The organism is Bacillus sp. AG4(2022) (assembly GCF_031844465.1).
GTDB lineage: Bacteria > Bacillota > Bacilli > Bacillales > Cytobacillaceae > Bacillus_AB > Bacillus_AB infantis.
The window spans coordinates 37,002-50,402 of the sequence record NZ_JAUZVH010000011.1 but is presented as its reverse complement, the minus strand read 5'-3'; the positions used below and the strand labels follow the sequence as shown (position 1 = coordinate 50,402).

General features: G+C 50.4%; 13 protein-coding genes and 1 riboswitch. Of the genes, 12 read left to right on the top strand and 1 reads right to left on the bottom strand.

What is annotated here, in order from left to right; genetic code table 11:
- Positions 1-249: 249 nt before the first annotated feature.
- Positions 250-1,026, top strand: a complete 777-nt coding sequence (locus tag Q9R36_RS23615) for a hypothetical protein (protein ID WP_253616010.1) — start codon at positions 250-252, stop codon at positions 1,024-1,026.
- A 561-nt stretch (positions 1,027-1,587) separates the two neighbouring features.
- Here Q9R36_RS23615 and Q9R36_RS23610 read toward each other — a convergent pair.
- Complete coding sequence (locus Q9R36_RS23610) at positions 1,588-2,346, bottom strand: TrmB family transcriptional regulator (protein ID WP_253616011.1); 759 nt, start codon at positions 2,344-2,346, stop codon at positions 1,588-1,590.
- A gap of 135 nt (positions 2,347-2,481) precedes the next feature.
- Between Q9R36_RS23610 and Q9R36_RS23605 the strand changes: the two genes are divergently transcribed.
- From Q9R36_RS23605 to Q9R36_RS23555, 11 genes are all read left to right on the top strand, one after another.
- The gene (locus Q9R36_RS23605; RefSeq protein ID WP_311225979.1) at positions 2,482-3,657 is read left to right on the top strand and encodes an MFS transporter; all 1,176 of its coding nucleotides are present in this window, start codon (positions 2,482-2,484) and stop codon (positions 3,655-3,657) included.
- Between the two features lie 91 nt (positions 3,658-3,748).
- A riboswitch (cobalamin riboswitch) is annotated at positions 3,749-3,929 on the top strand.
- 193 nt (positions 3,930-4,122) lie between these two features.
- Entirely contained in the window at positions 4,123-5,094 is a 972-nt protein-coding gene (locus tag Q9R36_RS23600) for an ABC transporter substrate-binding protein (protein WP_311225978.1), read from the top strand.
- The gene (locus Q9R36_RS23595; RefSeq protein ID WP_101552590.1) at positions 5,060-6,121 is read left to right on the top strand and encodes a FecCD family ABC transporter permease; all 1,062 of its coding nucleotides are present in this window, start codon (positions 5,060-5,062) and stop codon (positions 6,119-6,121) included. The genes Q9R36_RS23600 and Q9R36_RS23595 overlap by 35 nt, the downstream gene beginning before the upstream one ends.
- Positions 6,121-7,584 carry a heme ABC transporter ATP-binding protein gene (locus Q9R36_RS23590; RefSeq protein ID WP_101552592.1) on the top strand — a complete coding sequence of 488 codons (1,464 nt, stop codon included), beginning with the start codon at positions 6,121-6,123 and terminating at the stop codon, positions 7,582-7,584. The genes Q9R36_RS23595 and Q9R36_RS23590 overlap by 1 nt, the downstream gene beginning before the upstream one ends.
- Entirely contained in the window at positions 7,581-8,564 is a 984-nt protein-coding gene (gene cbiB, locus Q9R36_RS23585) for an adenosylcobinamide-phosphate synthase CbiB (RefSeq protein ID WP_101552594.1), read from the top strand. The genes Q9R36_RS23590 and cbiB overlap by 4 nt, the downstream gene beginning before the upstream one ends.
- Entirely contained in the window at positions 8,521-9,594 is a 1,074-nt protein-coding gene (cobD, locus tag Q9R36_RS23580) for a threonine-phosphate decarboxylase CobD (protein WP_101552597.1), read from the top strand. The genes cbiB and cobD overlap by 44 nt, the downstream gene beginning before the upstream one ends.
- Positions 9,573-10,145, top strand: a complete 573-nt coding sequence (locus tag Q9R36_RS23575) for a bifunctional adenosylcobinamide kinase/adenosylcobinamide-phosphate guanylyltransferase (protein ID WP_101552598.1) — start codon at positions 9,573-9,575, stop codon at positions 10,143-10,145. Before cobD ends, Q9R36_RS23575 begins: the two co-directional genes overlap by 22 nt.
- Positions 10,142-11,653, top strand: coding sequence for a cobyric acid synthase (locus Q9R36_RS23570; protein WP_101552600.1), 1,512 nt, complete (start codon positions 10,142-10,144; stop codon positions 11,651-11,653). The genes Q9R36_RS23575 and Q9R36_RS23570 overlap by 4 nt, the downstream gene beginning before the upstream one ends.
- On the top strand, positions 11,640-12,431 hold the full coding sequence (gene cobS, locus Q9R36_RS23565) for an adenosylcobinamide-GDP ribazoletransferase (RefSeq protein WP_101552601.1): 792 nt from the start codon (positions 11,640-11,642) through the stop codon (positions 12,429-12,431). The genes Q9R36_RS23570 and cobS overlap by 14 nt, the downstream gene beginning before the upstream one ends.
- Positions 12,389-13,012 (top strand): histidine phosphatase family protein, encoded by a 624-nt coding sequence (locus Q9R36_RS23560; protein ID WP_311225977.1) that lies wholly within the window; start codon positions 12,389-12,391, stop codon positions 13,010-13,012. The genes cobS and Q9R36_RS23560 overlap by 43 nt, the downstream gene beginning before the upstream one ends.
- The gene (locus Q9R36_RS23555; protein WP_101552605.1) at positions 12,964-13,392 is read left to right on the top strand and encodes a bifunctional adenosylcobinamide kinase/adenosylcobinamide-phosphate guanylyltransferase; all 429 of its coding nucleotides are present in this window, start codon (positions 12,964-12,966) and stop codon (positions 13,390-13,392) included. Before Q9R36_RS23560 ends, Q9R36_RS23555 begins: the two co-directional genes overlap by 49 nt.
- Positions 13,393-13,401: the final 9 nt, after the last annotated feature.

Here is a 13,401-nt window from a genome sequence, read left to right as displayed (position 1 = left end):
TTGCATTGTATCGTTCACCATAAATTGGAAATAGTCTACTGGTTTATATTTTTATTAAAACTAAGAAATTTTCAATGTTTTTTGCTAAAATAGGGATATTGTATCCGGACGGGCATGGCAGCTGAAGCGTGAAGAAAGGCTGTGCACTATAATAGATCAGAAGATGCTTAAAAACTTCGACAACTGTTCAGTACCGCGCTCCATCGGCTCAGAAATCATCTTTTTTATTTTTATTCGGAGGTTCTGCTATTGAAAAAGAATCATAACAGCTCGCGTGATCTCATATATGTCCACTTAAATGAACAGGAAAATTATGTTCTGTCATACGGCATTGAATTTGAGGAGTTTGCCCGTTCACTGTCAGATGTAATGGCGAATCTCCTGCTGCTGAAGCACGGATTTGATGATGGGGAATTCAACCGGCATACGCTCCTGGAGTATGTTCCGTATGAAAAGCTGAATAAGCTGCTTTCTGATGAAGTCTATAACTATGGGGATTTCTGCTGGATCGATTTCGAGGAGCTTGAAGGGCTGAACGAGCTTCCGGGTCAGACGATTGCAGAGCTATTGTATCTTGGACATCTAAAGGAGCACCTGAAAGCGCCATTTTATAACTATCTTGGCAACCGCTTTGTTTATCTGGCCCATGATGACGGCTGGTATAACAAGACCTATTACCGTGACATGGCTGATTTTTACCGCCTGCTGAGCCAGCTGATTCCCGAAAAGCTGAGCGAAATCAAGCCGGAAAAATCACTCCTCGGCCTGCGGAAGAAAGGTTCCTTCCCGCCGGTGCCCCAAGAGGCCATTTCCTACATGAAGGATATGATGAGGGAAGGTGCAGTCATCTCCATCAGACAGACCGATCAAAACCGTGCGCGGATTGAGATCCCCATCTGGGTAATCGGCGATTTTGCCAATATGGACGACATGTACGAAGAATACGAAAGCATCGCAAAAGAAAAATGCGAAGCCAAGCTCGTTTTTGATAAAAAAACACGAGAATGGAAGCTGTATGCGAGATGAGGAAAGCCCGGCAGAAGTGCCGGGCTTTTGTTTTTTTTGGATGGAATTTTAATTTTGATGAATAGAGGGTGCCAGTAAGCAGACTAAGACCCTCTAAAAGAGTTTTTGTGAAACAGAGGGTGCCAGTGAGCCCGACTAAGACCCTCTAGAAGAGTTTTTGTGAAACAGAGGGTGCCAGTGAGCCCGACTAAGGCCCTCTAGAAGAGTTTTTGTGAAACAGAGGGTGCTAGTGAGCCTGACTAAAGCCCTCTAGAAGAGTTTTATCAAAACAGAGGGTGCTAGTGAGTCCGACTAAGACCCTCTAGAAGAGTTTTTGTGAAACAGAGGGTGCTAGTGATCCCGACTAAGGCCCTCTAGAAGAGTTTTTGTGAAACAGAGGGTGCTAGTGAGCCCGACAAAGGCCCTCTAGAATAGATTTAACAAAACAGAGGGTGCCAGTGAGCCAACTAAGGCCCTCTAAAAGAGTTTTATCAAAACATAGGGTGCCAGTGTCCGTGCACTCTTCTGCACCTCAAATCCCCCCGTCAACCGAAAGATACCCGCACTCCGCCCCGCCTTGCCTTAATACCGCAAATTCAAAAGAACATCCCGGATCGCTTTATCCTCCATGATCGTATCTTTATACTTTTGTGTAATTTCGGTAAGGGCGACATCATGGTAGAAGAACTCAGCGAAAAACTTCACGAGCGGCCTTGAACGGGTCGTGATGGCATTCCATTTGCCGGCTTCCATGCCGGCGAACAGCATTTCTTCTTCGTCGATGATGGCAATCCTGCTTCTTTCGAGTGTTTCGTGATGCTTATCCGGAATCAGGACCGAGACGGACGGTAGGCTTGTTTCAATACTTCCGATAGAGTGGACATGGATGCTGACGCCGCTTTCGTGCTTTTCCTCCAGCAGCTTCGCGTACTTCTGAAGATCATCACCCCAGGCAGAGATGATGATTTTTCTTTCCGCCCTGCCGAGCATTTCCTCCAGCAGGGAAAGGATGGAGTGATTATCCTTCAAGGTCCACACCCGGTCATCCGCGACAGGTTTTTTGACAGCTGCCTCCCGCAGCTCCTGGACGCTGGTTTCGAAATCTGCTTTCAGCCTGCTGATCACCGATTCTACAGGAAGGGCGGTGTACAAGCGCTTTTTTTCTACGGTCGTTTCGAGGATGATGCCCTTCTCAGCCAGGCGGTGAAGCACTTCATACACCTTTGAGCGGGGGACAGCAGAGAGCTTGACGATCCCTGTGGCGTCCAGCGGCTGGTCCGCGGAAATAAGCGCCTGATAAATTTGGCTTTCATATTGGGTAAATCCGAATTGCTGCAGCATAATTGGACTCCTGAGTCAGTTTTTCCTTAATAATAGCATACCTTTTCCGCCAAATCGCACTGGGAAAAATAACACTTGCACCTCACTCTATAAAAAGTTACCATTGTGGTGGTAACTAATTGTGGGGTGTATAAAATGGATAAACGTGTGTATCTTTTGACGATTGTTTCCTTTGTAGTGGGGATGGTCGAGCTTATTATAGGAGGGATCATTGATCTGGTTGCGGCCGATCTTCATGTCAGCATCGGAAAGGCCGGACTTTTGATCAGTGTGTTCTCGATTGTATATGCTGTCGCGGCCCCGATTCTGCTGACAGCGACCGGAGGCGTGGAAAGGAAGAAGCTGACGCTCATGGCCTTGCTCGTTTTCCTGGCAGGGAATATCCTGGCTTTCCTGAGTCCCAGTTATAGTATTCTTTTTCTCGCAAGAGTCGTATCCGCGGCAAGCGGATCTTTGCTTGTTGTGCTGTGCATCACGATTGCATCGAATATTGTGCAGGAAAAATACCGCGCACGGGCGATCGGCATCGTGTTTATGGGCGTGAGCGCTTCCCTTGTTCTTGGTATCCCGGCGGGACTTATGCTTGGAAATGAATTTGGCTGGAGGGCACCGTTCCTGCTGATTGCAGTCCTGACATGTTTGTCGATAGCAGGGGTGTACTTTTTTATGGACCGTATTGAACCGAAAGCTGCCATATCCATCAGGCAGATGTTCGCTGCGTTGAAGAACCGGAAAATCTTATTTGCCCAGCTGGCATCATTCTTATTTTTAGCAGGGCACCTGACGCTGTATGGATACTTGACACCTTTCCTAAAAACCGTACTCGGCATGGACGGAAACTGGGTAAGCATCATGTATCTGCTGTTCGGTATTGCCGCGGTCGCCGGCGGCGGTGCAGGCGGATATCTTGCCGACCGCTTCGGGACAAAACCGACAATCCTAGCCATTATCATACTGTTTGCAGCTGCACTGTTTTCAATTCCGCATACTGCTTTTTCCCTGCCGCTGTTCATTGCGGTCATGATTATCTGGAGCATGCTGAGCTGGGCGATCACACCGGCATTGCAGAGCTATTTGATAGAGTCTTCGCCGGAAACATCGGATATCCAGCAAAGCTTGAATAACTCAGCCCTGCACTTTGGGATTGCCTTTGGATCTCTGATCGGGGGCATAGTAATTGAGCAGGCTTCAGTCGAGTGGAACGCTTCGGCAGGGGGAGTTTTCATCCTCTTCGCGCTTGGAGCTGCCGCTGTTTCGATGGCAGGATTGAAGAGCAGGCGGTCAGCAAGAAGCAGCAGTCCGACCGTCTAGCAGAAAGGGTCCGTCCGGGCTTCTTCCGGACGGCCCTTTTTCTGCTAGTTTTAAAGAAAAAATAGTGTATAATGGCGATAGCGGAAAATTTCATATATATGCAGAAACAGGTGTTTTTCTTTGAAAGACTTAAAAGGGAAGTTGGTGCAATTCCAACGCGGTCCCGCCACTGTAAATGGGAGCAAGCTGCAGAAGCCACTGTACGGACGTATGGGAAGGCGCAGCGAGCATTGACCATGAGCCAGGAGACCTGCCTGATTCTTATGCACCCATAAACCTACGAGGATAGGGAGGTGTACGGCAGCCTTTTGGAATCTTTTATTTTGAATCTGCACACGCCGTGCCAAGCATCCCCATGTTTATTGGGGATGCTTTTTTTGGTTCCGAAGGATGCTGGTCCCGTTTTGGGCATAAGACCTTTGCAGCATGAATTTTGCGACACTTATTTCTACAGGGGGATTTACCATGAAAAAGCTTTATTCATTATTTTTCAGCATGCTTTTGGCAGCGGGTATTCTGTCAGGCTGCGGCGATTCAGCGGCAGAGCCTGAAAAGGACAATGGCAGCAGCACTGAACAGACAGAGACAGAAACAGAAAAAGCAGAATTTCCGGTTACCATCACAGATGCCGCCGGTGAAGAAGTTGTCATTGAAGAAAAGCCGGAGAAGATTGTTTCCCTGATTCCAAGCAACACGGAAACTGCGTTTGCACTCGGTCTGGGAGAAGAAGTGGTTGGGGTATCTGATTTTGATAATTATCCAGAAGAAACAGCAGATAAAGAGAAGATCGGCGGAATGGAGTTCAATGTTGAAAAAATCATCTCCCTTGCTCCGGACCTGGTTCTTGCACATGCTTCAAGCGCGCATAATTCAACTGCAGGATTGCAGCAGCTGAAGGATTCAGGCATTGCTGTGCTGGTTGTCAATGATGCCCAGAGCTTTGAACAGGTATATGAGTCGATCGAGATGATCGGAACGGCTTCAGGCGCCAAGGAAGAAGCAGAAGAAGTGATTGCCGGCATGAAAGAGAAGATAGAGGCAATCAAAGAAAAAGCTGCTGCAGTAACAGAAAAGAAGAAAGTGTTTGTAGAGGTGTCTCCAGCGCCGGAGATTTATTCGCCTGGGAAAAATACATTCATGGATGAAATGCTAACGATGATTAATGCAGAGAATATTGTAAAAGAAGAAGGCTGGCCAAAGGTAGATCCTGAAGCCATCATCAAGGAAAATCCGGACGTGATTATTTCCACTTCCGGTTACCGCAATGAAGATGCTGTGGCAGAGGTGCTCGCCCGTGAAGGCTGGCAGGATGTAAATGCCGTTAAAAACAAGCAGGTGTTCAGTGTGGATTCAGACACAGTAAGCCGCTCCGGCCCAAGGCTTGCTGAAGGAGTAGAGGAATTTGCCAAAGCTGTCTATCCGGACGTATTTAAGTAAGAATAAGCTGTCAGCCTATGTGCTTGCAGCCGCTTTTCTTGTCATATGCATGCTGGTGGGGATTTCAATCGGTACAGTCTCTGTGCCGATCCCTTCTATCATTAATATAGTTGGATCTAAGCTCCTGCCGATTCAGCTTGATGCTTCGGTTGACCCGATGCACAGCAATATTGTGATGAATATCCGCCTGCCCAGGGTCATTCTTGCCGGGCTTGTAGGAGCTTCCCTCGCCATTGCGGGGGCAGCCTTCCAGGGCCTCTTGCGGAATCCGCTTGCAGATCCTTATACACTTGGGGTTTCATCCGGTGCGTCCGTCGGTGCAGTGCTGGTGCTGTTTTTTCAAATATCGATCCCGTTTGCCGGACTGTTTACGCTTCCTATTCTCAGTATGGTATTCTCATTCTTAACCATTTTTGCCGTGCTGTTTTTTGCAAGAAGGATTGACAGGGCCATGAAGGTGGAGACTATCATCCTGACAGGGATCATTGTCAGCTCCTTTCTGGGCGCGCTTATTTCGCTTATGATTGCCCTGACTGGCGAAGAGCTCAGGCAGATCATCGGCTGGATCATGGGGAGCGTTTCGATGAGGGGATGGGCATATATCCGCATTATCCTGCCGTTTTTCATAATAGGAAGCCTGCTGTTAATGATAAATGCGAAAGAGCTGAATGCTATGTCATTTGGAGAAGAACGGGCCCAGCATCTTGGCGTAAATGTGCAGAGAAGAAAAATGATGGTCCTTGTGGCGGGGTCCATATTGACAGGCGCCGCCGTCGCGGTGTCAGGCACCATCGGCTTTGTCGGCCTTGTAATTCCGCATTTGACAAGGCGGCTTTGGGGGCCTGACCATATTCATCTGCTGCCTCTGTCAATGATGACTGGCGCCGGCTTCCTGATTCTTGCTGACCTGGTCGCCCGGACGGTCATTTCGCCCACAGAGCTGCCGATCGGCGTCATTACGAGCATCATCGGAGCGCCTGTGTTTGCGCTTATTTTGCTGAAAAGAAGAAATAGGAGGGCGGTCTGATGCTGAACATACAAGGATTGACCGGCGGCTACGGGGATGAGAGCATCATTCAAGAGGTCAGTTTTTCAGTGGGAAAAGGGGAGCTGTTCGGCATCCTCGGGCCAAATGGCAGCGGAAAGACGACTCTTTTAAAAATGCTGAGCGGCATCCTCTCCTATAAGAGCGGAAGCATTTCTGTAAAAGGCAGGCCTTTGCCGGAGTTCTCAGTGAAAGAGCTGGCTAAGGTCATTGCGGTGCTGCCGCAGCATTCATCACAGTCTTTTTCTTATACAGTCAAAGAAACAGTTTCTTTGGGCAGGTATGCCCATCAGAAAGGCTGGTTCCAGACCTGGTCGGAGGAGGATGAAAAGACCGTCCAGCGCGTGATGGAACAAACGCGGGTCGCAGAATTCAAGGATCATTATATCCACGAGCTGTCCGGCGGGGAGAGGCAGCGGGTATTCCTTGCCCAGGCGCTGGCCCAGGAGCCCGAGATCCTGCTTCTGGACGAGCCGACCAACCATCTTGATCTATCTTTCCAGAAAGAGCTGCTTGACCTGCTGCGGACATGGGCGAAGGAATGCGGGATGACTGTTGTTTCCATTTTCCATGATCTGAACCTTGCAGCACTGTATTGCGACAGACTGCTTTTAATGGAAAACGGGAAGGTAGTCGCGGCGGATGTCCCGAATGAGGTACTCCGCGAGGACCGGATCCGCACAGTCTATCAGACGGATATCATGAAGCATGCCCATCCTGCCGTCCCTGCCCCGCAGATGGCAATCCTGCCAGGGGACCTGAGTGCTGAACCGGCCGCTATTGGCGAAAATGATGTCCAGGTATACGAGGACCATGTGCTTGTGAAATCTCCCTTCCCGCTCCGTACGATGTCCTCCGGGGTGGCAGGATCCGGGGTCGGCTGGCACAGACTGTTTGTTAACCGCCAGGTGCCGAACCATTATGACTGCAGCGACCACCGGGCAGAAATGAAAGAATATTTGCGGGAGAACGGCTATGAGCCAGGCGAGACGGTAGGCATGATGACAGCCGTCCAGGTGGCAGACGCTAGCTATAGGCTCTATGAGTCCGATGGCTTTTCTCTCCTCGCAGTTGTCACCGCAGGAACAGGGAATGCTGTTGACGCTTCCCGCAGCGGCCTGCACAGCTTTGAATTTTCTCCAGGCACGATCAACACATGGATCTTCATCAACGGAAACCTGACAGAGGAAGCCTTCATTCAAAGTATCATGACAGCCACAGAAACAAAGGTGAAGGTGCTTCATGACCATTATATTGAGGATAAGGTGTCAGGCACTCTGGCGACAGGCACAAGCACAGACAGCATCCTGATTGCTGCTGCCCAGTCAGGGAAAAAGCTGGAGTTTGCAGGAACAATTACACCGCTTGGCAAGCTGATCAGCAAAGCCGTATATGACTGTACAGCTGAAGCGCTCCGCAAATACCGGAAGAGGGTGTCATCATGATTGTCCATCATCTGGCTGCCCTTACCCTTGCATTTCTGCTCGATCAGCTTATTGGAGATCCGCCTAAATGGCCCCATCCAGTCCGGTGGATCGGGTCATTTATTCTATTTTTGGATAAAAAGTGGAACCGCGGCGAAAAGCGGAAGCTGAAAGGGGCAATGATGGTCCTGGCTGTCCTTGGTGCTGTATTCCTTGCTGCAAGTGCCATCACATACACCGGCTATTACATCCATCCTCTGGCAGGAATCATAATCGAAGCCATCCTCATTTCCACCGCAATCGCGCAAAAAAGCCTGAAGGAGGCGGCGCTTGAGGTCTATAGTCCGCTTCATAGAGAAAACTTATCTGAAGCACGCCTGAAGCTTTCCTATATTGTCGGCCGTGATACAGAAAAGCTGGAAGAGCCGGAAATTGTAAGAGGAACAGTAGAAACGGTTGCGGAAAATACGAGTGACGGGATCACCGCTCCTCTATTTTGGGCGCTCATCGGCGGAGCACCTTTGGCTCTCCTGTACCGTGCAGCCAATACCTGCGACTCTATGGCAGGCTATAAGAACGAAAGGTATCTTGAGTTTGGCTGGACCTCTGCGCGGCTCGATGATCTGCTGAATTTCATTCCTGCCCGGCTGACCGGCCTCCTGATGCTGCTCGGGAAAAAGCCGGAGCATTCCAGCTTTAAGGAAGCATGGGACATTCTCCTCCGGGACAGCAGGAAGCATCCGAGCCCGAACAGCGGCTGGGGAGAAGCGGCAGCCGCAGCCTTGATGGGCGTCCAGCTCGGGGGCATCAATTACTATAAAGGGATCGTTTCTGACAGGGCAAGAATGGGCGACCCTATTGTTATCCTTGAAAAAGGCCATATATTGTCCGTCATTGAGATTATGAAAAGGACCTCTTTATTATTTCTATTATTCTTATGGCTGGGGGGAATGCTCTTTGAATTGGCCGTCGCATGGATCCAATCCGCAGCATTTATTTAAGGCACTTGGGCTGCGGGAGCCATCGGAGCTGCTGGACTTCAGTGCCAATATCAATCCTATGGGGCCGCCTGAACGGCTAAAGGCAGGCTGGCATCAATTTTTCGAGAAACTGCCGGTTTACCCTGATCCTTTTGCAGCAGACCTGACTGCAAGGCTGGCTCAAAAGGAAGGCGTCGGGAAGGAATATGTACTCGCCGGGAACGGTGCCTCTGAACTGATCAGCCTGGCAGCGAGGCTTCTGGCCGGTAAAAAAGTCATCATCGTGCAGCCGGCTTTCTCTGAATATGAACAGGCCTGTGAGGTGAATGATTGTGAAATCAGCTATTTTCAGCTGGATGAGGGGAGCTGGGAGCTGGATGCAATGAGGCTCTGCGAAGACGCCAAAATAGCGGATGCCCTGTTTCTCTGCAATCCTGCCAACCCGACAGGCAGATACTATGGCCGTGAAGATATCGTTTCATTATTAGAGGGTTGCCCTGAAACGCTCGTCATCGTAGATGAGGCATTTTATGACTTTCTGCCGGAATATGAACCTCTCGTGCCGCTGCTTTCAGAATACAAGAACCTCATCCTGCTCCGCAGCATGACGAAAATGTTCAGTATCCCGGGCCTGCGGCTGGGCTATGCACTGGCAGACCCTGAGCTGATCAGGGGGATGGCCCGCTTTCAATACCATTGGAGCATCAACTCCGCTGCCCAGCAGGCAGGGCTGATTTGCCTGGAAGAAGATCTATACATAGAGGAAACACAGATTTATATGGAAAAAGAAAGAAGCAGGCTCTTTAGCTTTTACAAGGATAAAGGCTTGCACGTGTCCGAATCGAAAACCAACTTCTATCTTCTCCGTGACCCGGAGCTTGGTGATCAGGAAAAGCTGTTTTACTTTTTGCTTGAAAAAGGGTTTGTCCCCCGCCATACCTATAACTTTCCCGGGCTTTCCGGACGCTGGCTGCGGTTTGCCGTCAAAGGGACAGAAGATAACCAGAAGCTGATGGAGGCGATCGACGAATGGACAATGCAAAAGGACTGATATTTATTACAGGAGGCGTCCGCAGCGGCAAAAGCACCTTTGCGGAAAAAACAGCAGCGTCCGCCGCCTCCACTGGCCGTCTTCATTATATTGCTGCAGGGAAGAGCTTGGACGAAGAAATGGCCGAGCGGATCCTGCTGCATCAAAAGCAGCGGGATGAAAGCGGAAGCGGTTGGAGAACCTGGGAACAGCCTGCAGGAATAGGGGAGCTGGCTGCCGCTTTTACAAAGCAGGATGTGCTGCTTCTGGACTGCCTGACCACTCTATTGAATAATGAATTATTCGGCACAGGCGGCAGGTGTGAGAGTCCGGAATTCCAGGAAGCGGTCAAGGAGCGGATCCTTGCTGATATCGACTCCCTGAATGAGAGTGCGGGAGCATTGATTATTGTCAGCAATGAAGTCCAGTATGAAACGTTTGAAGCAGGGAGTGTGTCCCATATATACGCCAGGCTGCTTGGCCAGCTCCATCAGAAGATTGTGGGGATGGCAGTCCAGGCTTATCTTGTGGAAGCGGGAATCCCGCTTCTTATGAAAGGAAGGAAACCATGAAAGGCATCATGATACAGGGAACGGCTTCAGATGTGGGGAAGAGCTTTATTGCTACTGCTCTCTGCCGGCTGCTGTCCAATGAAGGCCTTAGGGTGGCGCCGTTCAAGTCTCAGAATATGTCCAATAATTCCTATGCGACGGCGGACGGCAGGGAAATCGGCCGGGCACAGGGCATTCAGGCAGAGGCGGCGAGGGCTGAAGCAACAGTCTGGATGAACCCGATCCTGCTGAAGCCGAAATCTGATATGAGCTCAGAGGTGGTTCTGCTCGGAAAAGCTGTTCGAACCTATTCCGGCCGCAGCTACCGTGAGAATTTCTATGAAAAGGGCCTGGCTGTGATCCAGGAATCATTGAAAAAGCTTGAAGCCGATTTTGATGTCATTGTTGCGGAGGGTGCCGGGAGCCCGGTAGAAATCAACCTGAAGGATCGGGAGCTGGTCAATATGAAGGTGGCCGATCTGGCTGACATCCCGGTCATCCTGGCAGCGGATATCGACCGCGGAGGCGTGTTCGCAAGCATCATCGGCACCCTTGAGCTGCTCACTCCTGAAGAGAGGCTGCGGGTGAAGGGTTTGATCATCAATAAGTTCAGGGGCGACCCGGATTTGTTTGCGGACGGCATCTCCTGGCTGGAGGAGCGGACAGGGATTCCTGTTCTCGGCGTTCTCCCCCATCTTGAAAACCATATGATTGATGGAGAAGATTCCCTTTCACTCGAGGGCAGTTTTTACAAGAAGGCTGGAGGGAGGATTGACATTGCTGTGATCAGGCTGCCATACATTTCGAATTACAGTGATATTGAACCCTTTCTCTGCGAAGAAGATGTGTCGGTGCGCTGGGTGAAAGATGCAGCGGAGTTTGGAGAACCGGATGCCGTCATTATCCCCGGGACGAAAAGTACGATCCATGACCTGCAGTTTCTGAGGTCTTCCGGCCTGGAACGCTCTATTGCCTGTTTTGCTGAGGAAGGCGGCAGGATTGCCGGAATATGCGGCGGCTACCAGATGCTAGGGGAGCAGCTGTATGATCCTGAAGGGACTGACAGCGGTACGATAGGTTTGAAAGAAAAGGGAATGGGCCTGATAGCGGCTGATACGACCTTCTTCCGAGACAAATTAACCGTCCAGGCGAAGGGTTCATACATAGCATCCGCCGGGTTTGGCAGCGGCAGTGTTGAAGGCTATGAGATTCACCTTGGCCAAACAGCCAAAAAAGGCATAGATGCAGGCAGGAGTTTATTTTTGATGGAAGATGGCCGAGAGGAAGGCTATAGCGGCGGAAAAATAATCGGGACCTATCTGCACCATGTTTTTCATAATGACACCTTCAGAAACAGATGGCTTGAGAGCATCCGGAAGGAAAAAGGCCTGCCGCAAAAGGAGCCTGTACGGATCGGAGACATGAAGGACGAACGCTTTGAGAAACTTGCCAGTGAGGCAAAGCAGCATCTTCAGTGGGACAAAATCAAAGAAATAATAGGATATAAAAAAGCATATGAAAACCATTAAAGGACTGCTGATCAACATTCAATTTTTCACAAGCATCCCGGTGCCGATGCAGATTCCTATGGATAAAGCACATTTGAAAAGAGCCGTGATCACTTTTCCAATTCTCGGGCTTCTCCAGGGACTCTTTTACAGCCTGGTGCTGTATGGATTCCTGGAATGGACCCCGTTTTCGCCGCTCGCCTCGGCATTTGCCCTATGGCTTGTGATGATCATCCTGACCGGGGGAATCCACCTTGACGGCTGGATGGATGCAAGCGATGCCTTCTTCTCTTATCAGGATCGGGAGAAGCGGCTTGAGATCATGAAAGATCCCCGTACAGGTGCGTTTGGCGTTCTTTCTGTCATTGTGCTTCTTGCCGCGCGCTTTCTGTTCATCTATGAAATTGCGCTGCAGCGGGAGCCGGAGACATATTGGCTCATTGCCCTGATTCCCTTTCTCGGAAAGCAGATCATGGGCGTCCTCCTGATGCAGGTGCGCCCGGCAAAGCCTGAAGGACTGGGGGCACTGTTTCAAAAAGCTGCCAGTGCCAGGGATTTGGCCTTTTACCCGGCAGCAGTGCTGCTGGTGTTCGTGCTGTATGCTATGGCGGATATCAGCCTTGCAGTCCAAGCGGCGATCCTGCTCTTGGCTGCAGCAGGCTTTCTCGCATTTGCCGCTGTAAAGTCGGTTAAATGGTTTGGCGGAATTACAGGGGATGTACTTGGTGCATCTGCAGAAGGAGCTGAATGCTTTTTATGGATGGTACTGTGGCTGTTACATTATTTCGCCATGTCCTGACAGAAGAAAACAAGCGGCATGCCTATCTCGGCTGGACAGATTCTCCTTTATGCCCTGAAGAGAAGAAGCGGTTTGAAGCCTGGGCACAATCCCTCCCAGAGTATCCCTTCACTTTTTCAAGCGATCTGGGACGCTGCCTCGAGACTGCCAGCCTTTTGCCCGGAGGGGAAGCCCGAGAGCTGAAGGAGCTGCGGGAAATGAATTTTGGCAGATGGGAAGGCAGTGTCTATGAAGAGCTGAAGAATGATCCTGCCTACCAGGCCTGGCTCAATGATCCTTTTATTGCCCCGATACCGGAAGGCGAGGATTATGGGCAGTTTTCTGAAAGGGTCATGTATGGCTGGGGAAAAATCAGGACCAGCCTGATTCGGGATAAAGGAACAAGAGCTGCTGTCGTCACGCACGGCGGGGTGATCCGTCAGCTGCTGACCAGGCTTGCGCCAGAGGAAAGGCCATTCTGGGAGTGGAAAGCCCCGCATGCCGGCGCCACCACATTGGTCTGGGAAAACAATGGTTTCAGGAGGGGTGGAAGATGCACTTTATTATTGGAGGAAGCTTCAATGGGAAAGCTGCCTGGGTGAAAAGACAGTATGCAGAGGAAGAGGCTTCCTGGCATAGTGCCTATAAGGGCGAGTGTTTTCCTGAAGGTGCTGGTGCAGCGACAGACTGCGTCATTCTGGAAGGAATCGAACAGTGGATCCGCGAAGATATAAAGAGAATGGATAAGGGCCAGGCAAGAGCCCTGTGGAAGGAGCGGCTGGATGATTGGCTCCGCTGGGAAGCCGGCGTGCAGGAGAGAAAACTGGTGCTGATAGGAACAGATATCACCAAAGGGATTGTACCGATTGAAAAAGAAGACCGGGACTGGCGGGATGCCTCCGGGTGGATATTCCAGGATGCTGCTGCAGCTGCTGAAAGGGCAGATCTGATCTGGTATGGCATCAGCCGGAGATTAAAATAAAAAGATAGG

What these genes read in the sequence shown, in the direction of transcription:
- Q9R36_RS23560 (WP_311225977.1), top strand. Translation starts at nt 12,389, where the DNA reads ATGGATGGTACTGTGGCTGTTACATTATTTCGCCATGTCCTGACAGAA.
- Q9R36_RS23570 (WP_101552600.1), top strand. Translation starts at nt 10,142, where the DNA reads ATGAAAGGCATCATGATACAGGGAACGGCTTCAGATGTGGGGAAGAGC.
- Q9R36_RS23605 (WP_311225979.1), top strand. Translation starts at nt 2,482, where the DNA reads ATGGATAAACGTGTGTATCTTTTGACGATTGTTTCCTTTGTAGTGGGG.
- cobS (WP_101552601.1), top strand. Translation starts at nt 11,640, where the DNA reads ATGAAAACCATTAAAGGACTGCTGATCAACATTCAATTTTTCACAAGC.
- Q9R36_RS23590 (WP_101552592.1), top strand. Translation starts at nt 6,121, where the DNA reads ATGCTGAACATACAAGGATTGACCGGCGGCTACGGGGATGAGAGCATC.
- Q9R36_RS23555 (WP_101552605.1), top strand. Translation starts at nt 12,964, where the DNA reads ATGCACTTTATTATTGGAGGAAGCTTCAATGGGAAAGCTGCCTGGGTG.
- Q9R36_RS23575 (WP_101552598.1), top strand. Translation starts at nt 9,573, where the DNA reads ATGGACAATGCAAAAGGACTGATATTTATTACAGGAGGCGTCCGCAGC.
- Q9R36_RS23610 (WP_253616011.1), bottom strand. Translation starts at nt 2,346, where the DNA reads ATGCTGCAGCAATTCGGATTTACCCAATATGAAAGCCAAATTTATCAG.
- Q9R36_RS23600 (WP_311225978.1), top strand. Translation starts at nt 4,123, where the DNA reads ATGAAAAAGCTTTATTCATTATTTTTCAGCATGCTTTTGGCAGCGGGT.
- cbiB (WP_101552594.1), top strand. Translation starts at nt 7,581, where the DNA reads ATGATTGTCCATCATCTGGCTGCCCTTACCCTTGCATTTCTGCTCGAT.